This is a genomic window from Arcobacter sp. F155 (genome assembly GCF_004116455.1).
Lineage (GTDB): Bacteria > Campylobacterota > Campylobacteria > Campylobacterales > Arcobacteraceae > Halarcobacter.
In genome coordinates, this window is the sequence record NZ_PDJU01000002.1 from 18,144 (window position 1) to 38,943 (window position 20,800).

Here is a 20,800-nt window from a genome sequence, read left to right on the forward strand (position 1 = left end):
TCTTCCTTATTAATTATAGTTATATGTGTCCACTTTTTGGACTATCATTTCTACTATTTAAACACTTGTCCAAATAATGGACTACTATTTACTTCTTACTAATTTGATAGATTCAAACTCATCCCACCAAAGTTTCGTAGTCTTGAGAAAATTTGTTTCTTCATTTTTTTCTACTAACCCTGAACTTATTAATTTATTAACACAGTTGTATGAAGTACTTCTTCCTAAATTAAATTTCTTTCCCAATGTTTCAATTTTTCCATAGTACCAACCAACGAATTTTGAGCTTGGATTATGACTTAGTGTATAAATTGCACTTGCTATGCAATAGTCGTTATTAGATAAATTAAACTTAACCCGAGGTAAGTGTTTAATAACTGTAAAATCTGCAATATTATTTAGCTTTTCTTTTTCCATACTGATATGACCTTTACAGAGTCTCAATTGTTTGTGATAACCACAAAGCTATATCTGTTTTTAAATATAATACTCGTCCTCTTCTACCACTATCAATTTTCTTGAAATTAGGACCAATACCTTCACGTCTCCAATTTTCTAAAGTGCTATCGCTTACTCCAATTATTTTTGCAGTTGTTCTTTGGTTGAATGTAATCATATATTTATACTGTTCATTACTATTTATTGATCGAAGAACACTTTCATATTTTCTATTATTTAAATTATTCATAATAATTAACCTTTATTTGATTTTTAAGTTCTTATTTGAAAATTTTACAATTATTTTTTGAGGATGTCTAAAAAAATAGATGCCCAATTTAAGGGCCTTTGGAGACTTAAATATAGTTTAAGAGAAGTTCATTTAATAAAAAAAAGTTCATTTTTATTAAGTGAGTTAAAGTAAATAATAGGATATATTATATAATTTTAAAAAATTAATTTTTATATTTAAAGTTATTTTTATTTTAAATAATTATCTATACAAAGTTGGAAATAGGTTGGAAAGATTAAATTCTAGTAAAACTTAAATTAGCTATAAAGCCCATAAAATAGTTGGCGACCCCAGGATGATTCGAACATCCGTCTTCAGGAGGAAATCCTGACGTCCTTGGCCACTAGACGACGGGGTCAAAAAAGAAAAATGATTATATAAAAAAGGTCTTTAAAAAGACCTTTTTTAATATTAATGTTCATCATCACTTATTGTAATTTCATTTTCACTTTGTGCCATTAAGTTTGAACTAGCCTCTTGTAATTTATCAAATGCACTTTGTACTTGACTTTGATCTTCAGAAGATTCATTTTTTTCATTATTTTCTAAACTATTACTATCACTTTTAGATTCTGAACTTTCATCCCCTAAAAGAGAAGATAGACTTTCATCTGCACCATTACTTGAAAGCATATCTTGCAGATTTAATTGAGTTACTTCAGATATAGACTCTTCTTCATCTTGAGTATCTTCATTTAAGCTACTTAATAAATTAAAATCAAGTTCAAGTTCATCATCAGCAGGGATATCAACAAGATCACTATCAGTTACACTATTAATATCATCACTTACTGTTTCATAAGATGTTGCAGTAACACCTAATTCAAAATCTTCCATTTCATCAGGAACAGTAAGAGTAAGTGATTCTGAAATTGAAGTATTCCCTTCTGGCACTTCAATTGTCCAAGTACCATCACCGTTATTTGTTCCTAAACTTAGCTCTCCACCTTCTGGCACATTTGTAATCATTACACTTAATGATTCACTTCCATCTACATCACTTAATGCAGAAGAAATATCTACAGAATATGTATACTCAACAACTTCTTGTTCTGTAGTCATTATTGGATCAACTTCTACTTCATCTGAGATATAAGGTATCCCACCAGGAATTTCAGAAGGGTCAACCTCTTCTGCTGGCGCATCTACAAGAACACTTTCTGTATATGTTTCAGTTTCTGTTACTTCTTTTTGCCATCCAGTTTCACCTTCATAATCCACTTCAATATTTTTTATGTTAACTACTTCATTACTTGCAGTTGATGCAACCATAAAATCTAATTGAACTTGACCATTTTCATCTAAATAAACTTCATATTCATAAGTAAAGTTTTCTTTATTATCCCAACCTATATACTCTACATCATCACTTTCATGTCCCCATGATCTATTTGAATAATGATTTACATCTATTTCTTGTCCATTTGCACTTACACTAAAGTAATCATTTGTACTAGAAGAGTTATTATCCCAGCTACCTTTTACTTGCATATCAACAGTAATAGTTACTTTTCTATTTGCCATATCAGTACCAAAGTCAAACACTTGACTTTGTTCATGGTCTTCAGGATTAAACCCTCTTACATTTCCATTACCCACATTTCCAATATTTTTGATATCTTGTGTCTGTTCTAAATTTTTAGACTCAGTATTTGACCAGAAAATACCCTCTTCTGCCATTGCTTCATAATCAGGAATTAAACCTCCAGCTTCTACTGTAACTTCTCCTGATTCACCTCTATATGAAATAGTATCTACTTCAAAATTACCACTTCCTGTATTATTGTATACTCTAACTCCCACAGCTCCATCAGGAACACTATAGCCTTGAGTATCATTTGTATGATTAGTATTTATTGAACTACCAACTTGGTTTCCATTTTCATCATAGAAACTAACTTTTGCAGTTCCTGTATCAAAGTTTGAAAAACTTAACTCTACATTTGATGTAGGTTGTTCAAAATCAAAATTTACTCCTGACTTTTTGTATACTATAGCCCCTTCATCAACATGTGCTTGTCCTACTGTTTCAAAAGTTGTTGTTTCTGTAGCCTCTTTCATTATTGGGTCTGTATCAACTATCTTAGTTACTTCTCTAGTCTTTTCTTGTTCTATTAAAACTTTTGCATCATCTTCATTTATTTTAAAGAATTTTCCATCACTATCCATTGTGTAACCAAGCTCTCTTAAAGCCTCTACATCTACAACACTTGTTTCTTGTTCTTGATAAAACTTTCCATCTTTTTCATAAATTCCAGCTTCTGAATTTGCATCTGAATCTACAACTTCAGTTTCTATTACTGTAGGTATTGCATCTCCAACTTCTATTGATACAGTAGGTTCCCCTGCTTCAATATCAATAGAAATAGCATCACTATTCTCTGCTTTATTACCTGCCTTATCAAAAACTTCTACAGAAGTTGAAAGCTCACCACCTAGACCATCAGTATCAACTTCTGTTGAGTATGTTCCATCTTCTTGTACGATAGCTGTAGTTTCAATACTATTGTTATTTTCATCAGTAACTACTATCTTTACAGTTTGTCCTGGTTCAACATCATTAGTTGTTCCGTTAATTTCTAGAACATCATTTCCATCTGTCGGTATAATTGAGCTATCTCCTAAACTTGTTCCATCTCCAAATGAAATAGCATCAAAATTATTAATAGTAATAACAGTATTATTTGGTCCTAAAATCTGACCACTTAATATTCCATTATTATCATTTAAATTAGAGAAGTCGTAATCATTTTGATTTCCAGGTAAAACAAGAACATCATCTCCATATGATGCATTAATATTTATTGCTCCAGGGTTTTTCTCAAATATTACTGTATTATCTCCGCCATTAAGGTTTAAATTTACATTATTTGCATTACCTTGAACAACAAACACATCATCTGTATTATCCAAATTAAATGATGAATTATTAACATTCCCAAATACTAAATCACCTATTTCGCCATTATTTCCATTTGCAACATTAAGAGCTTCCTCTGTACTGTTAGCATTAATATTATTTGCATTTCTACCACCATTACCGACATCATAAGTAAAGCCATCTCCACCTTCAACAAATTCTGTATCAACAGTAATTGTTGCTTCTGTATCTGCTGGCGCTACTGTTTGGCTTGCTTGGCTTGAAGTGTTCCCTGCTGCATCTGTTATGCTTGCTGTTACTGTTGTATCTGGGTTTACTTCTTTTGTTACTGAACCTGCATCGATATCATCTTGTGTTAATGTTTGGTTTTCTCCATTAATTGTTAAGATATCTCCTGCTGCTGCATCACTTGGTAATGAAATAGTTGCTGTTACTGTTCCATCTGCTCCTAGCTCTTCAGAATTATATACTGAATCTTCTCCTGTACTTTCTACTGTGATTGTTGGTGCTAGTACACTTGTATCTGCTGGCGCTACTGTTTGGCTTGCTTGGCTTGAAGTGTTCCCTGCTGCATCTGTTATGCTTGCTGTTACTGTTGTATCTGGGTTTACTTCTTTTGTTACTGAACCTGCATCGATATCATCTTGTGTTAATGTTTGGTTTTCTCCATTAATTGTTAAGATATCTCCTGCTGCTGCATCACTTGGTAATGAAATAGTTGCTGTTACTGTTCCATCTGCTCCTAGCTCTTCAGAATTATATACTGAATCTTCTCCTGTACTTTCTACTGTGATTGTTGGTGCTAGTACACTTGTATCTGCTGGCGCTACTGTTTGGCTTGCTTGGCTTGAAGTGTTCCCTGCTGCATCTGTTATGCTTGCTGTTACTGTTGTATCTGGGTTTACTTCTTTTGTTACTGAACCTGCATCGATATCATCTTGTGTTAATGTTTGGTTTTCTCCATTAATTGTTAAGATATCTCCTGCTGCTGCATCACTTGGTAATGAAATAGTTGCTGTTACTGTTCCATCTGCTCCTAGCTCTTCAGAATTATATACTGAATCTTCTCCTGTACTTTCTACTGTGATTGTTGGTGCTAGTACACTTGTATCTGCTGGTCCTTCAGGTTCTACTGGGATTTCTGGTTCAGGTTCAACAGGAGTTTCAACTTCTGGAACTTGCGGATTTTCAGTTTCTGTTTCTTCTTCAGTAAGTTCATTAGTAATATCAATAGGCTCATTTTCTATATTATTAGTTTGAGTCTCTAAAGGATCATTATCATTATTATTTTCAACAGTTGTATCTAATTGTTCACTTTGAATTTCATTATTAGTTTCAACTTGTTCTAATTCCGATGGAATAATTATGTCTTCAATATTTGTTTCATCAATAATATTATTTACGTATTCTAAGCTAGCTAAGTCACTTATTTGTGTTATTGAGTCTTCAAAAGTTCCTTCATTAAAAAAAGAGCTATCTAGGTTAAAAGAGACAGGTCCTGTAACTTCTACTTCTCTTCCATCCTCAAAGATTATCTTTGCAAACTCTGAAATAGTTAAGATACCACCATGGTCAGAAATCAAATCTCTATTTTTTAAGATTTCTTCACCTTCTCCACCAATTGTAACTAAACCTCTAATGTCAGATATTCTTGCAATAGCCATAATAATTCCTTTTATTCTTATTGTAAAGAATATATTATATTATTATGGCTTTTTAGTAAAGTATACTTTGGTATATATTAATAAAAAGTAGTATTAAATATTAAGCTTTTGAAAGTTTCTTTATAACATCCTCTTTCTTACCATCAAGGACAATTTTTCCATCTTCTAGTACTATTATTCTATCTACAAGTCTTAAAAGAGAAGTTTTATGTGTTACAAGGATAACAGTTTTGTCATCTTGATATTTTTTTATGTTATTAATGAATTTAGTTTCTGTTGAACTATCCATTGAACTTGTTGGTTCATCAAATAAAACAATTGGGTAAGCTAATAAAATTGACCTAGCAATTGCTATACTTTGTTTTTGCCCACCTGAAAGGAAAGATCCCCTTTCCCCAACTGGCATATCAAAACCTTTTGGATGCTTATTAACAAAATCTAAAACACCACTTATTTCAGCCGCTTCTAAAATCTTGTCATCATCAATATGAGGAGTTCTATAAACAATATTCTCTTTAACGGTACCATTAAATAATAAAATATCTTGAGATACATATGCTATATTTTTTCTAAGCTCTGAAGGATCTAATTGTTTTATATCTATATTATCTATTAAAATAGAACCTTCTTCTGGATGATATAAAGATACAAGTAACTTTTGAACTGTAGTTTTTCCAGACCCTATTTTACCAATTATTCCAATTTTTTCGCCTGGTTCTACGCTAAAAGAGACATCACTCAAAGTCTCTTTATCTGAGTTAGGATAAGTAAAGGTTACATTTTTAAAGTCAATTTTTCCTTTATACTCAGGCCTAGCAACAAATTTTTTCCCTTGAGGGTGTTCTTCTGGTAAGTTCATTATTTCATTTAATGCTTCGTAAGTAGTTTTTGTATGCTGGAAAGTTGACAATAAAGAAGATACTTGTCCCATTGGAGAAATAGTTCTTGAAGAGATAATAATAGTTGCAATAAGTCCACCCATTGTAAGATTATTATCAGAAATCAAATATGTACCTAAAATTACTAAAGCTACTGTATTTAGTTGTACTAAAAATGATGTTACAGTAGTAATTGAAGAAGATATCATCTTAGTATTAATACTTTTATCTGCAATCTTTGAAGTTGCTTCTTCCCATCTCCATTGTGAATAACCTGTTGCTCCTAAAGATTTAATTGTTTCAATAGAAGACAAACTTTCAATTAGTACACCATTTTTATCTGAACCAGCATCATATGACTCTTTAATACTATTTGCTAATTTAATTTTTGAGTAGTAAGTATAAATAAGTATTATTATAATAATTGAGATTGGAACTAATACTAATACTCCCCCAATAAAATATATTGCTATTAAAAAAATAAAAATAAAAGGAATATCAATTAATAATGCAATAGTGGATGAAGTTAAAAATCCTCTAATACTCTCAAACTCTTTTAAGATATTTGCTAAAGAACCAACTGAGTTTGGTAAAGAAGACATTTTTAAATCTAAAACTTTCTCAAATATAATTGATGATGCAATTACATCTGTTTTCTTAGCAGCTGTTTCTAAGAAGTAAGACCTTAAAAACTTCAATACAATATCTATTCCATAAATAACAACAACACCAATAGCAAGTAACCATAAAGTATCTTTTGCATCATTTGGAATTACTCTGTCATAAACATTCATAGTAAATAGTGGAGTAGAAAGAACAAAAAGGTTTATTAAAAGTGAAGCAATAATTACATCTCTATAAACATCTCTAACAATATTCACACTTCCCCATAACCAGTGGCTCTCTTTTACACTTGATAAAGCGGATTCATTCTCTTGAAAAGACAACTCTTTTTTTAATAGTATTGCAAAGCCAAAGTAACTTTTTTCTAACTCTTCAATAGAGATTGTAGTCTCTACATCTGGAGCTTCAGGTAGCGTGATTCTTGCATTTTTAAACTCATCATCAAAACCTAAAAGAATACACCCTTCTAATCTATCATCTTCAGGAGTATTATCAATAAGTAAAATACAAGGTAATAATAAAGAATTAATATCTTTTAGTTTACTTCTCATTACTCTTGTTTTAAAGCCAGCTTTACTTGCAGCCCTTGAAAAAAGTGCTTTTGAATTTCTTTTTGAAAAAAGAATAGGAGTATTTCTATCTTTCTCAATAGGAAGCCCTGATATTAGAGATTCTCTAGAAAAAGGTCTACCATTCATTTTACAAAAAATTGATAGACAATCTAATAATGAGTTTTGTTTATCATACTCTTTTAATGAATTAAAATCTATATTATCATTTTGATTTATCATACTTAAATTCTTTCTATATCTTTTTTGTTATCTTTTGAAGAGAGTGTTTGTTCTTTTTCACTCTTTTTTAATAATATTTTATTTGTTATCTCAGTATATTCTGTAAAGTGATACTTCTTAAAAAGATTCTGTTTAATTTTTATTTTCTCAACTCTTGGTTTATTTGACAATAAACTTTTTGATAGTTTATTCATTTCAGTATATGCTTCTTTTTTTGAATTATAAACTCCCATCATAATTTTCTGAAGTGGATTTTTATATCTAAAACTAAAGAAAAAAGCCTTTTCTTCTAGTTTATTCTTTTCTATAAACTTTTTAGCATCTTCTTCACTAAAAGAAAGAGCTAAATTTATTGTATATTTGTTTTTATCTGCACTTAAAAACTTATTCTTAAAAGACTCTTCTAATACAGCATTTTCTTCAAATATTTTATCTTCTACAGGAAGAACAATCTCATTTTCTGTATATTCAACTTCATCAAAACTATACTCAATATTTTTAAATAAGTCTGGTAGTTCATCTTCATTTTTTGGAATTGATATCTCATTAATTAAAACTTCATTTAAATTTCCAATACTTGATAGAATTCGATATTTTGATAGCATTAAGTCATAAGTATTTCGAATATAATCTTGTTTAACTTCAATATATTCAGTATGCATTGTTAATAAGTTGTTTAAACTTTTTAAACCAAGATCAAACTCTTTTATTGTTGAATCTAAAACATCTTTTTTTACAACTAAATACTCTTTTAAAGCATCATTTTTTTCTTTATTTAGCTTATAACTATTCCAAGCTAATCTAATTTCATTTCTAATTTCATTTTCAGTTTTCTTTATAAGGAACTGTTTTTCTCTTACAGATTGAAGTGCTTTTCTTTTCTCTAAAGAGTCTTTTCCTCCATTATAAAGATTATAATTTAACTGAAGTCCTACGCTATACTCATTTGATTCTATATTACTATTGTGAAAAGTATCATTTATTTGGTATGAACTTACAAAATCTAAATTTGGATAAAAGTTTTTTGTTGTTTTTTGAACTTCATACTTAGCTGCATCTAAATTAAGTTTTGAAACTTTTAATGAAGGGTTTTCTTCAAAAGATTTAGCAATAGCTTCATTTAAATTTTTTGGTAATTTGTGATTAAAAACTGGCTTAATTAATTCATTTGAATCAAATTCAATTTGTACATAAAACTTTAAGCCTTCAATAGAGTCTTTAAAGTTTATTTTTTGAGTTTGATAGTTAACTTTACTTTCTGCTAGTTGAACTTTAGCCTCATTATATTCTAACTGTGTACCATATCCACTTTCTAACTTTCTATCTACTTTCTTTAGTATTTTCTCACTAATAAATATTGCTTCTTTTCCTAAAGTAAGTAAATCTTTCTCTTTAAGAACATTAATATAGTTTTGAGTATAGTCAAAAGCTAAACTATTTTGACTCTCTTTATAAAAGTATAATGCTGATTTATATTTATAATCTTGTAATTGTTTTTCATTACTTGATTCAAAACCATCAAAAATAGGCTGAGTAACAGTGATTTTATACTCATCTGTTTTTGTATGAGACTTCTCTTTGTCTGGAGTTCTACTATTTTCTGTAGATTTAGAAGACTGAACTGTTGCACTAAAATCAATTGAAGGTTTCATTAAAGAGTTAGCTATCTCTTTATCTAGTTTAATATTTTTTATATTGTTTTCATTGATTTTTATTTCCATATCATTTTCTAATGCAGTTTTAAAACCATCACTCAAAGTAAAAGAATAAGAAAAAACGGACAAAGAAAGAAATAATATTATTTTTTTAGTCATTTAATTGCTACTAGCCTCCGTAATTGTTACATCAATAAAAAAAATTATTATAATATTAACAAATCTTTATGAAGTTTTGTATAAAATTAGAATAAAATTAATTAATTTATTTAAATAAACTAAACTTAAGGATTAAAGTGGAACAAGCGCAAGCATTAGATAAAGATCTAAAACGTAGTTTTACCTTTCAAAATAGAGAGCTTCTTGATAATTATGTGATTCTTGCAGTAACTGACACTAATGGAATAATAAAACACGTAAGTACTAACTTATGTAATGTTTTTAAATATAAGCCTTCTGATTTAATTAATAAACCCTATACTTTTTTAATTAAGAAAGATTCTATAATAAATTTTGAAAATCAATTCAATGAAACAAGAAAACTAAAAACTAATTGGAAAGGTGAAATTAAACATGCAGGTTTCTCTGATGAAAACATTTGGACAGATACAATTATTACACCTTTATTTAACGATGAGGGAGAAAATGTAGGTTTCATTCTTGCTAGTTCTGATATAACAAAAGAAAAGAAACTTAAAAGATTAAATGAAGACAATCTATTAAAGAAAAAATATGATAAAACAGTTTTAGACTTCATGCCATCATTATCTTCAGCAGTACTTCTTAGAACATCAAGTGGTTTACATAAAGTTCTTTGGTTAATTACATTCACAGTTCTTTTCTTGCTGACTTGGTCATACTTCTCTGAGATAGATGATATTGTAAGAACAAATGGAAAAGTTATAACTACGACAAATAAACAGACTATTTCATCTTTAGAAGGTGGTACACTAAAAGAGATATTTGTAAAAGAAGGTGATAACGTTAATAAAGATAAAGTTTTATTTAAACTCTCTGATTTAAAATATCAAAGTGAGTTTGATAAAAATTTAAGTAACAAGATGTCTCTACTTGCAAAAATAGAAAGACTAAAAGCACAATCTCAAAATAAGAATATCGTAGAAAATATGGATGTAGTAAAATTTGATAAAGATATTATGAGAAATGAGATTGAACTTTTCAATATAAATAAAAAAAGACTTGAAGCTTCTATAAATATCTTAAAAGAGCAATTACAACAAAGAAGAAATGACTTAAATGATGCATATAAAAATCTTGAAATAACTGAAGAAAACTACGAACTAATACAAAATGAAATGAGTATAAAAATACCTTTAGTTAAAGAAAGAGTTATCTCAAAAGTAGAACTACTTGATTTACAAAGAAAAGAGAATGATATAAAATCAGAAATAAAAAAGATTAGAGGTTCTATCCCTACTTTGAAGTCGTCTATAAATGAGATTCAAAAAAGTATTGAAGAAACAACAGAAACTTATTATTCTTCGGCTAAAGATGAGTTAATTTTGGCTAAAAATGACCTAAGCCAAGTAAGTCAAGAGTTAGATTTCTTAAAAGAGAAACTAGTAGAAACAAGTATTAAAGCACCAAATAGTGGTGTTATTAATAAAATTAATATAAAAACAAGAGGTGAAGCTATATCTTCTGGTGCCGTAATTGCTGAGATTATTCCAAATACAAAACATCTATTAGCTGAAGTAAAAATTGACCCAGCTGATATTGGCTTTTTATATGTAGGACAAAAGGTTAGACTTAAACTTAGAGCATATGACTTCTCTTTATATGGAGCAGTTGATGGTGAGATTTCTTATATCTCTGCAGATACATTGAAAGATCCAGAAGATAAAGAAAAAGAGTCATATATTATTCATATAAAATCAGAAACAAAATATGTGAATGATAATAAAAGACTTGAAATAAAACCAGGAATGACAGTTGATGCTGATATCATTAAAGGTAAAAAATCAATCTTAGAATATATATTAAAACCTATTGTAAGAAGTTTAGACATATGAGTACTTTAGTTTTATTCTCAGATAAAGATTTCTTAATAAAAGAGATTAATAAATCTTCAACTTTTAATGAAATCAAAATTATTAAAGACAAAAGTGAGTTATATGATTTAGATGCTATTAGTAATTTAGTATTCATATATCATCTAAATACATATGAAGACTATCATGAAATTTTAGAGATAGTAAAAGAGCTTTCAATATCTAGTAGATTTATTGCACTTAGAGACAATACTAACAATATTGAAGGATGTAGTCTTTTAAAGCAAGGATTTAAAGCCTATGCTCATTCACTATCAAATATCTTGATTTTAGAAGATATAATAAAAACTGTTCTTAATGACAATATTTGGGTATATCCAGAACTTATGCAATTTTTAATCTCTTCAATACCGTTAAAAGAGTCTAAAAAGGATGCACTATTAAAACAAATCACAGTAAAAGAACTTGAAGTTTTAGAGCTTGTATCTCAAGGTTTAAGCAATAGTGAAATATCAAAAACTCTTGATTTAGCAGAGGTTACAATTAAAAAGTATGTTAGTTCTCTTTTAAAGAAATTACATAAAAAAGATAGATTATCTTTAGCTTTATACTTTAAAAACAACTATTAATTATCTTATTTTCTTTATTTTACTTTTCTTTAAAAGATAAATAGAAGAAGATACTTTTTCACTAAAGCCTTCTTTTGAGGAAACTATTACATCACTATTTGCTAATGCAAAATCCTTTTCAAAACTCTTTTTTGTGTGATTTGCAGATGTAGAATAATGAGCTTTAAACTTCTTAATAAAAGAGTAAAACTTATCATTTCTATCAACAACTCTATATGAATTCATATTAGGATAAATAAAAGTAGATTTTTTAGAGTTTCTAACTCTTTTTCTATGATTTTTAGGAACTCTTGTAAACTTTTTTAAAGTAGTAAAAGAGTCAAGTGTTTGTAGTATTTTTTGTGATTTTGGTCTTCTTTTTACAGTAGCAAGTTTTTCATCATTTCCGGATGAAAAACCTACTGTAGTGTCAGTTTGTACTAAATATATTAAATTAGTATCCATTAGTCATTTAAAAATTCTTGGATAGATTTAATACCTAATCCATCTTTCTTTCTTAAAGCTTTCATGGCTTCAATACAAGCAAGTGCTGTTGCTGCTGTTGTACCATATGGAACATTCTCTTTTAGAACTGCTCTTCTGATATCTTGACCATCAGATTTTGATGACTCTTTACCATCACTTGTATTAAATGCTAGTGCAATTTCACCATTTGTAATAGCATCTGTAATATTTGGTCTTCCTTCTGAAATCTTAAGTACTTTTTCACACTCAATTCCAGCTTCTGTGATAGCTTTGTGTGTTCCACCAGTTGCAACTACTGTAAATCCATTGTCAACTAGTCCTTGTGCAATTTTAGGTGCAAACTCTTTATCCAAATCACATAAAGAGATAAATACTTTACCTTCTGTTGGAAGTCCATTTTTAGCTGCACTTTGTGCTTTTGCATATGCTTCACCAAAGTTATCAGCAATACCCATAACTTCACCAGTTGATTTCATCTCAGGTGTTAAGATTGGGTCAGAACCAGATAGTTTATTGAATGGGAATACTGCTTCTTTAACTGCAATATGACCTTTTAAGATTGGTTTTAATACACCATTATCTTCATAAACAATCTCAGAATTATAAGTATCAAGTGCAGATCTTAAAGATTCACCCCACATAACTCTTGTAGCAACTTTTGCTAAAGGCATACCAGTAGCTTTAGATACAAATGGAACTGTTCTAGATGCTCTTGGGTTAACTTCGATTAAGAAAATTTTACCTTTATGAATAGCATATTGTGTATTCATAAGACCTACAACACCAAGTCCTAGTGCCATAGCTTTTGTTTTCTCTTCTAATTCTTTGATTAGCTCTTCTGGAATTGAAACAGGAGGTAATGAACAAGCTGAATCTCCAGAGTGAACACCTGCTTCTTCGATGTGTTGCATGATTCCACCAATATATACTTCTTTTCCATCACAAATACAATCAACATCTAGCTCAATTGCACGGTCTAAGAATTTGTCAATAAGTACTGGGGCATCATTTGATACTGAAACTGCTTCATCCATATATTGTTTTAACTCTTCAGTAGAGTAAACAATTCTCATACCTCTACCACCAAGTACAAATGATGGTCTAACAAGTACTGGATATCCAATTCTTTCAGCAATCTCAATTGCTTCTTCAACTAATACAGCAGTTCCATTATCTGGTTGTAATAACCCTACTTTTTCAACAAAAGTTGAGAACTTTTCTCTATCTTCTGCTAAGTCAATAACTTCAGCAGTTGTACCAATGATTTTTCCACCAGCTTCAGTAATAGCATTTGCAAGTTTTAATGGAGTTTGTCCACCAAAGTGTACGATAATACCATCTGGCTTTTCTTGTTCAATTACAGATCTTACATGTTCAAAGTCAATTGGTTCAAAGTATAAAATATCAGAAGTATCATAGTCAGTTGATACAGTTTCTGGGTTACAGTTATACATGATAGTTTTTACACCAATTTCATTTAATGCAAATGATGCATGAACACAACAATAATCAAACTCAATACCTTGACCAATTCTGTTTGGTCCACCACCAATAATTAAAACCTTCTTCTCATCAGAAGTTTTTTCTACTTTTGGTAGTTTTGTGATATTTGTAGTTGAGTAAAGGTACGGAGTTAATGCTTTAAACTCTGCAGCACAAGTATCTACTTCATTGTATTCAAAATCGATATCTAAAGCTTTTCTTGCAAGATAAACTTCTTCTTCTGATTTTCCAATTAGAAGTCCAATCATCTTGTCAGAGAATCCATTTGTTTTTGCTTCTCTCATAGCCTCTTCATTTGTTAAAATAGCTTGGCTCATTGAAGTTTCAATATTATAGATTTCTCTAAATTTAGATAAGAACCATGGGTCGATATTACATAGCTCAAAAAGTTCTTCATTTGTAAGACCTTGTCTATATCCGTCCATTAAGTATCTTAATCTATCTGCGTTTGGTCTTCTAATTTCTGCTTTGATTTTTTCTAAATCATCACAAATTGGGTCGAATCCGTGGATTCCAGTCTCCATAGAACAAAGTGCTTTTTGAATAGATTCATTAAATGTTCTACCAATAGCCATAACTTCACCAACTGATTTCATACCAGTTGTAAGTGTTGAGTTAGCTTTAGGGAATTTTTCAAAAGTAAATCTTGGAATCTTTGTAACAACATAATCAATAACTGGTTCAAATGATGCAGCAGTTCCTGTAATGTCATTTGTAATTTCATCAAGAGTAAATCCAACTGCAAGTAGTGTTGCAACTTTAGCAATAGGATAACCAGTAGCTTTAGAAGCAAGTGCAGAAGATCTTGAAACTCTTGGGTTCATCTCAATAACAATCATTCTTCCAGTTTTTGGACAAATTGAGAACTGAACGTTTGAACCACCTGTATCTACACCGATTTCTCTAAGAATTGCAAAAGATGCATTTCTCATATCTTGGTACTCTTTATCTGTAAGAGTTAACGCAGGAGCAATAGTAGTTGAGTCACCTGTATGTACACCCATTGGGTCTAAGTTCTCAATAGAACATACGATAATACAGTTATCTTTTTTGTCTCTGATAACTTCCATTTCGTACTCTTTCCAACCAAGCATTGATTCCATAATCTCAATCTCATTGATTGGAGATGCTTCAATACCAGCTTCAGCAAGAGCTTTAAACTCTTCCATGTTATAAGCAACACCTGAACCACCACCTGCAAGAGTAAATGAAGCCCTTGAAATAACTGGGAATCCAATCTCTTTTGCAACTTTGATAGCCTCTTCAACAGAATATGCATTTGCTGATTTTGGTAAATCCATACCAATTTTAATCATTGCTTCGTTGAACAAGTGTCTATCTTCACCTTTTTTAATTGCATCTGGATGAGCTCCAAGGAATTTTACTCCCTCTAACATACCTTTCTCATACATAGTAGTTGCTACGTTTAATGCAGTTTGACCACCCATAGTTGGTAAAATAGCATCAATATTCTCTTTTTCAATTATCTTTGCAACAACTTCTTCTGTAATAGGTTCAATGTATGTTTTATCAGCGAATTCAGGATCAGTCATAATTGTGGCTGGGTTTGAGTTAATCAGTACAACTCTATATCCTAATTCTTTCAACGTTTTCGTAGCTTGAGTTCCTGAGTAATCAAACTCACACGCTTGTCCAATAATAATAGGTCCAGAACCTATAAGTAAAATAGATTTAATATCTTCTCTTTTTGGCATAAAGTTCCCCGTAGTGTAGTTAAAAATTTGGATAGTATATCTAAGAAGTGCTTAAAATTTTGTTAGGCGACCTAGTACCTTCATAGGTACTAGATTTTAGTTTTTAGGAAGATTGAATTTTTGGTTTTGTAAAACACCATTTTCATCAAATGATAAATAGTATAATACATCTTTTTGTACAGGGAATCCTGTTAAATATCTAATTGCTAAATTTGCTTGAAGTGAACCAATATGCATAACAATTGGACAAGCAATTCCATTTGGCTTTCTATCATTTATTTTAAATACTGCTTCATATGATGCTTCTTCGAAGAAACATACTTGTCCATGGAACTCTTCAACTGTACCATAAATCCAAGGTTGTTTTTTTTCTATACAATATTTATTTATAGCTGCACGACTAGGTAAGTTATCAGTTGCATCAATGATTAAGTCAAACTCTAAATCTCTTTTTGCAAACTCATCAAAACTCTCTACATATGCAGTTGCTTTAGTATATGGACATCTTGATTCCATAAGCTCTTTTAGAACCTCAGCTTTGTATTTCCCATCATCACCAACTTTAAATCCAATTTGTCTGTGAATATTGTGAACTCCAACCTCATCGAAATCTACAAGAGCAAACTCTCCAATTCCTGAAGCTCCAAGAGCAATACCTAAAGTACAACCTAAACCACCACTTCCGATGATAGCTACTTTTTTATCTTGTAGTGAATCTTGTACCTCTTCACCCCAAAGTTTTATTTGTCTGTTAAAATATTCATGAATCTCACTCATTGTTAATCCTAAGTATTTAAGTATGGTTTATTTTTAATATTAAATATAATGATAGCACAAATAGTTTAAATTAGATTGACTTTTATCAATATTATTCTTGACTATTTCTATTGACTATGAGAGTTCACTCTTGGTATTTTAATTGTAAATTGAGCACCTTTAAATTCTTTATTTGATTGAGAATCAATATAAACTATATTTTTAGCCTCTATTGAACCTTCTAGCTGATGGGTAATGCTCATGTAAGTTAAATACAATCCAAGTCCTACATCTTTTGTTTTAAACTTTGTAGTTGAGTATGGTTCAAATATACTATTTAAGATATCTTCTTTTATTCCTCCTGCATTGTCTTTTATTTCAATAATAAACTCTTTTGCTTTTTGACTTACAGAAATTAATATCTTTTTGTCTTTTTTTAATCTTTCATTCAAGTTCTCTTTTGAATTATTAAGAATATTATTTATAGATTTAAATAGTTCCTGTTTACATGTATAGATTAAGTAGTTATCTAACATATCTACCTTTATTTGTATATCATAATACTCATTGTTTACCACAAACTCATTTAGCATTAAATCTAATCTAAAAACTTCTTTCTTCATAATAGTTTTTGTTCTTTGTGCATTTGTAAAGTTATCAATAACGCAAGAGAGATATTGTGCATTTTCATTAATCATTTCACAGTTTTTTATCACATTTTTTAAAATTAAATCCTCTTTTGCATAAAACTGCATTGAAGTAGATAATAGAGTTATTACAGAAAGTGGTTGTCTCCAATTCTGAGCGATATATGAAACCTCAGTATTTATTGTATTTTGTTTTGATTGTTCAAATATTATTTCATCTTTCATACTATTTTTCTTTGCTAACTCAGATAATCTATTTCTGTACTCTTTTTTATATCTTCTTATTTCACTTCTATATTTTCTTATTCTTGAAAGAAGATATATTCTTTTTGTCATTTGAGAAAAGAGTAAATAAGTAAGTAAAATAAATGAATTTGAAAAAATAATCAAAATAAAAAATAATTTATTTTTATCATTAAACAAATGAGTAAAGCTATCTTGTATCATCTCTATATATAGAAAATAATTTAAACTACAAAATATAAGAATTAGAATAGAATTCACGTATTTTTTTTCCATAAGGGAAGAACCTTTAATTCTTTTAAAATAACTAAAAACTTAACTAATTCTACATTTTAGAGAATTAAAGTTCTATTAAATTAATAATTATTTTAAATACAATTATCGAAAAAAGGGAATTTATTGGATATAGTTGAGAGAATCAATAGTTTAATAAAAGAAAAAAACTTAACAAAAAGAGAGTTTGCTAAAAGACTTAGAGACCTAGAACCTAAGTTGAAAACTACAGGGGAGACTCCAACTGAAAAAACTATATACAAATATCTTGATGGAAATAGTTCGATTAAAGTTGAACTTCTCCCTTATATTGCTGAGGCTCTACAAGTAACAGAACAAGAACTATTTACCTATGATAAAAAAAGTAGAAAAAAATATCTACAAAATATAATGAGAAATATAAGTCAAGATGAACTTAAAATTATAAAAAATAGAATAGAGCTAATTGAGCCTGAAACTCCACTTGAAAAAGAATCATCAGATAGATACAAAGATAGTAGTGAATTAAAAGAGATTATAGAACTACTACCTTATGCACCTAAACCACTACTTGAAAACCTAAAAATTAAACTAAAAGAGATAAAAGAGTTTAATAGGAGTATTTAAAAATTATACTCTGGTTTGGGTTGGGCTACTAATAACTCTTCTTGGATGAACTCTTCATTTATAATATCCTCATATAGATATTTTTGAAATCCTATAAATGAGTCCCTTATTTCTGATATTTCTCCAAGTGCTTCTCTAGCATCATTTATAGCATGATACTTAGTAACAAGTAAATCAGCTAACCTTTTATCATCTAATTCTTTTACTCCACCATGAATATATTGTTCTAAAACAAAATTCAAAAACTCTTGTTTCGCTTCATCATAGTGGCTTATTTTTATTTTTGCCTTTTGTGCTCTATGTAATCTTGGCACTAACTCTTTATGATAAGAGATATAAGATAGAACATCATACAAATCACTATCTTGTGCATCTATTACCTTTTTCAAATCTTCCAGTTGCTCTAGGGTATACCCTGCTTCACTAAGCTCTTCTAATAGTCTTTTTCTAGTATCAGGAATACTCCAAATTCTTCTAAGCTCTTCTTCACTTTGAAAGAAGTTTGGAATATCATCAAAAAGTTTTTTCACAAATTCACCTGCTGACATGGGAGCTCCTTCAGGTGAATAAAATAGTGTACGAACCATGGAGTCTAGATTACGATAGTTTCCATCTGATAATTTAACTTTTACCATCTTTCTAGGTGGCTTTTCGCATACACAAGGAGTATTATTACACAGTTTACATGGCTCTACTTCTGGTGGTGGGCATATACAAGGCCTTACTCCACATACTTTACAAGGTTCTTTTGGTGTTGGTGGCTCTGGGTCTGCTGGTTCACCATCCCATTCCTTATCATGAAAATGTTTATAAGCATCATAAAAATCATAAATAGTAAAGTAATCTTTCCCTTCAAAAAGTCTTGTACCTCGCCCAATAATTTGCTTAAATTCGACCATAGAGTTTACAGTTCTTAAAAGTACAATATTTCTAACCTCTGGAGCATCAACTCCAGTGCTAAGTTTTCTTGATGTTGTAAGTATTGTTGGCAATGTTTTTTCATTGTCTTGAAAATCTCTTAAAAACTTCTCACCTCTAGCTCCATCATTAGCTCCAACTCTATGACAATAATCAATACTTCTATTTTCTGCCATTTGATTTATAAGATTTCTTATAGCTGCTGCATGAGCTTGTGTTTCACAAAATACTAAAGTTTTTTGACTTTGGTCTATCATTTTCATAAAGGTTTTTACTCTATATTTCTCAATATCCATAAGCTCAATAACTCTATTTTGTTCCTCTTTTGTGTACTCTTTCCCCTCTTCTATCTCACCTTCTATGATTTCATCTTCACTTGTGTAGATATAAGTATCTCCTGTAGTTGAAATATCTTTTACTTTAAAAGGTGTTAAGAAACCATCGTTTATTCCCTCTTTTAAAGAGTACTCATATACTGGTTTTCCAAAGTAAGCATAGGTGTCGCCATTTACATCTCTTTTTGGTGTTGCTGTTAGTCCTAACTGATAAGCTGGATTAAAATACTCTAAGATAGCTCTCCATGTACTTTCATCATTTGCTCCACCCCTATGACACTCATCAATCATAATAAAATCAAAATAATCCCTTGGATACTCTCCAAAGTTTGGAGTGTCATTTACTCCTGTCATAAAGGTTTGAAATATAGTGAAAAATATAGAGCCATTTTTAGGAACTCTTTTTTTCTTTCTAATCTCTTCTGGGTCTATTCGTACAAGTGCATCTTCTTCAAAAGCACCAAATGAGTTAAATGCTTGGTCTGCTAGTATATTTCTATCTGCTAAAAAGAGTATTCTAGGTGTTCTTTTAAAATCTTTTTGAATATTCCATCGTGAATGAAAAAGTATCCATGCTAACTGAAAAGCAATAGCTGTTTTTCCTGTACCTGTTGCTAGAGTTAGAAGGATTCTTTTTTTATCATTTGATATAGCTTTTAATACATTTGAAATAGCGTTTGTTTGGTAGTATCGAAGCTCCCATTTTCCACCTTGGGTTTCATAAGGAATTGAAAATAATCTATCTTCTATACTTCTTAATTCTGGGTATGTCATATTCCACAGTTCTTGTGGTGTTGGAAAAGATTTTATATCTTTTTCTTTTGCTTCATCCATATCAATAGAGTATATTCCAAGTCCATTTGTTGAGTATGCAAATCTTATTTGAAGTCTTTGGGCATACTCTTTTGCTTGTGCTACACCCTCACTATAGTGTAGGTCTCTTTTTTTGGCTTCTATGACTGCTAAACGACGATTTTTATAAATAAGTACATAATCAGCACTTAAAGCACGAGAACGTCTTCCATTTCCTATAAGTCTTCCTTTACTTATAGGATATTCTAAATGTATTCTACTATTCTCAACTACTCCCCAGCCTGCTTTTTTAAGTGCTGGGTCTATTAAATCGTGTTTTGTTTGTGCTTCATTCATATTAACCCTTACAATATTTTAGACTCTACTTATCTTCAATTTCTGTTTCATACTGTTTTCTATAGTAATTTATATAATCAACTGTTGCATGAGGATTTAGTTCATAGTAATATCTACAAAGTTTTTTATACAAATATAATATCTCTTCATCAAAACAGAAATCCAATAAACCATCAAGTATTTTTTCAATATGCCTTTCATCTTTAACTTTACTTATAATAATCTTATTCACTAAAGGTTCATACTCTTCTATTGCTAATTTTGATAAATTACTAAGCTTTTTTGCAATCTCTTCAATACCTTGTGAATTATCTGCCATCATTTAC

Annotated in this window: 14 protein-coding genes and 1 tRNA gene; 3 read left to right on the top strand and 12 right to left on the bottom strand. The window is 29.9% G+C overall.

Translation table 11 applies throughout. The annotated features are described in order from the left end of the window. Positions 1-84: 84 nt before the first annotated feature. From CRV03_RS02575 to CRV03_RS02595, 6 genes are all read right to left on the bottom strand, one after another. On the bottom strand, positions 85-417 hold the full coding sequence (locus tag CRV03_RS02575) for a hypothetical protein (RefSeq protein ID WP_129083594.1): 333 nt from the start codon (positions 415-417) through the stop codon (positions 85-87). 13 nt (positions 418-430) lie between these two features. Next, a complete protein-coding gene (locus CRV03_RS02580) occupies positions 431-616 on the bottom strand; it encodes an AlpA family transcriptional regulator (protein WP_129083595.1) in 186 nt (61 codons plus the stop codon). A 396-nt stretch (positions 617-1,012) separates the two neighbouring features. Beyond that, positions 1,013-1,088 (bottom strand) — tRNA-Glu (locus tag CRV03_RS14085). A gap of 53 nt (positions 1,089-1,141) precedes the next feature. Then, the gene (locus CRV03_RS02585; RefSeq protein WP_129083596.1) at positions 1,142-5,275 is read right to left on the bottom strand and encodes a hypothetical protein; all 4,134 of its coding nucleotides are present in this window, start codon (positions 5,273-5,275) and stop codon (positions 1,142-1,144) included. A gap of 100 nt (positions 5,276-5,375) precedes the next feature. Further along, on the bottom strand, positions 5,376-7,568 hold the full coding sequence (locus CRV03_RS02590) for a type I secretion system permease/ATPase (protein WP_129083597.1): 2,193 nt from the start codon (positions 7,566-7,568) through the stop codon (positions 5,376-5,378). A 2-nt stretch (positions 7,569-7,570) separates the two neighbouring features. Beyond that, a complete protein-coding gene (locus tag CRV03_RS02595; RefSeq protein WP_129083598.1) occupies positions 7,571-9,382 on the bottom strand; it encodes a TolC family protein in 1,812 nt (603 codons plus the stop codon). Between the two features lie 137 nt (positions 9,383-9,519). Here CRV03_RS02595 and CRV03_RS02600 point away from each other — a divergent pair, with 137 nt between their 5' ends. Both CRV03_RS02600 and CRV03_RS02605 read left to right on the top strand, forming a co-directional pair. After that, complete coding sequence (locus tag CRV03_RS02600) at positions 9,520-11,256, top strand: HlyD family type I secretion periplasmic adaptor subunit (protein WP_129083599.1); 1,737 nt, start codon at positions 9,520-9,522, stop codon at positions 11,254-11,256. Then, on the top strand, positions 11,253-11,864 hold the full coding sequence (locus tag CRV03_RS02605; RefSeq protein WP_129083600.1) for a LuxR C-terminal-related transcriptional regulator: 612 nt from the start codon (positions 11,253-11,255) through the stop codon (positions 11,862-11,864). The genes CRV03_RS02600 and CRV03_RS02605 overlap by 4 nt, the downstream gene beginning before the upstream one ends. On the opposite strand, the gene CRV03_RS02610 is transcribed toward CRV03_RS02605, so the two are convergent. The 4 genes from CRV03_RS02610 to CRV03_RS02625 all read right to left on the bottom strand — a co-directional run bounded on the left by CRV03_RS02610 (position 11,865) and on the right by CRV03_RS02625 (position 17,286). Then, entirely contained in the window at positions 11,865-12,308 is a 444-nt protein-coding gene (locus CRV03_RS02610; RefSeq protein WP_129083601.1) for a Sua5 YciO YrdC YwlC family protein, read from the bottom strand. It lies immediately after the preceding gene. Continuing rightward, positions 12,308-15,547, bottom strand: a complete 3,240-nt coding sequence (carB, locus tag CRV03_RS02615; RefSeq protein ID WP_129083602.1) for a carbamoyl-phosphate synthase large subunit — start codon at positions 15,545-15,547, stop codon at positions 12,308-12,310. The genes CRV03_RS02610 and carB overlap by 1 nt, the downstream gene beginning before the upstream one ends. A gap of 96 nt (positions 15,548-15,643) precedes the next feature. Further along, positions 15,644-16,324, bottom strand: coding sequence for a ThiF family adenylyltransferase (locus CRV03_RS02620; RefSeq protein ID WP_258238985.1), 681 nt, complete (start codon positions 16,322-16,324; stop codon positions 15,644-15,646). A gap of 107 nt (positions 16,325-16,431) precedes the next feature. Beyond that, entirely contained in the window at positions 16,432-17,286 is an 855-nt protein-coding gene (locus CRV03_RS02625) for a sensor histidine kinase (protein ID WP_164968601.1), read from the bottom strand. A gap of 306 nt (positions 17,287-17,592) precedes the next feature. Between CRV03_RS02625 and CRV03_RS02630 the strand changes: the two genes are divergently transcribed. Then, on the top strand, positions 17,593-18,072 hold the full coding sequence (locus CRV03_RS02630; protein ID WP_164968602.1) for a helix-turn-helix transcriptional regulator: 480 nt from the start codon (positions 17,593-17,595) through the stop codon (positions 18,070-18,072). Here CRV03_RS02630 and hsdR read toward each other — a convergent pair. After that, the gene (gene hsdR, locus CRV03_RS02635) at positions 18,069-20,474 is read right to left on the bottom strand and encodes an EcoAI/FtnUII family type I restriction enzme subunit R (protein WP_129083605.1); all 2,406 of its coding nucleotides are present in this window, start codon (positions 20,472-20,474) and stop codon (positions 18,069-18,071) included. The two genes, CRV03_RS02630 and hsdR, sit on opposite strands and share 4 nt — an antisense overlap. 25 nt (positions 20,475-20,499) lie before the next feature. Then, a complete protein-coding gene (locus CRV03_RS02640) occupies positions 20,500-20,793 on the bottom strand; it encodes a hypothetical protein (RefSeq protein WP_129083606.1) in 294 nt (97 codons plus the stop codon). Between the last annotated feature and the right edge of the window lie 7 nt (positions 20,794-20,800).

Coding starts and splice junctions, on each gene's coding strand:
- CRV03_RS02640 (WP_129083606.1), bottom strand. CDS start 20,793: ATGGCAGATAATTCACAAGGTATTGAAGAGATTGCAAAAAAGCTTAGT.
- CRV03_RS02605 (WP_129083600.1), top strand. CDS start 11,253: ATGAGTACTTTAGTTTTATTCTCAGATAAAGATTTCTTAATAAAAGAG.
- hsdR (WP_129083605.1), bottom strand. CDS start 20,474: ATGAATGAAGCACAAACAAAACACGATTTAATAGACCCAGCACTTAAA.
- CRV03_RS02585 (WP_129083596.1), bottom strand. CDS start 5,275: ATGGCTATTGCAAGAATATCTGACATTAGAGGTTTAGTTACAATTGGT.
- CRV03_RS02590 (WP_129083597.1), bottom strand. CDS start 7,568: ATGATAAATCAAAATGATAATATAGATTTTAATTCATTAAAAGAGTAT.
- CRV03_RS02595 (WP_129083598.1), bottom strand. CDS start 9,382: ATGACTAAAAAAATAATATTATTTCTTTCTTTGTCCGTTTTTTCTTAT.
- CRV03_RS02580 (WP_129083595.1), bottom strand. CDS start 616: ATGATTACATTCAACCAAAGAACAACTGCAAAAATAATTGGAGTAAGC.
- CRV03_RS02610 (WP_129083601.1), bottom strand. CDS start 12,308: ATGGATACTAATTTAATATATTTAGTACAAACTGACACTACAGTAGGT.
- CRV03_RS02620 (WP_258238985.1), bottom strand. CDS start 16,324: ATGAGTGAGATTCATGAATATTTTAACAGACAAATAAAACTTTGGGGT.
- CRV03_RS02625 (WP_164968601.1), bottom strand. CDS start 17,286: ATGACAAAAAGAATATATCTTCTTTCAAGAATAAGAAAATATAGAAGT.
- carB (WP_129083602.1), bottom strand. CDS start 15,547: ATGCCAAAAAGAGAAGATATTAAATCTATTTTACTTATAGGTTCTGGA.
- CRV03_RS02575 (WP_129083594.1), bottom strand. CDS start 417: ATGGAAAAAGAAAAGCTAAATAATATTGCAGATTTTACAGTTATTAAA.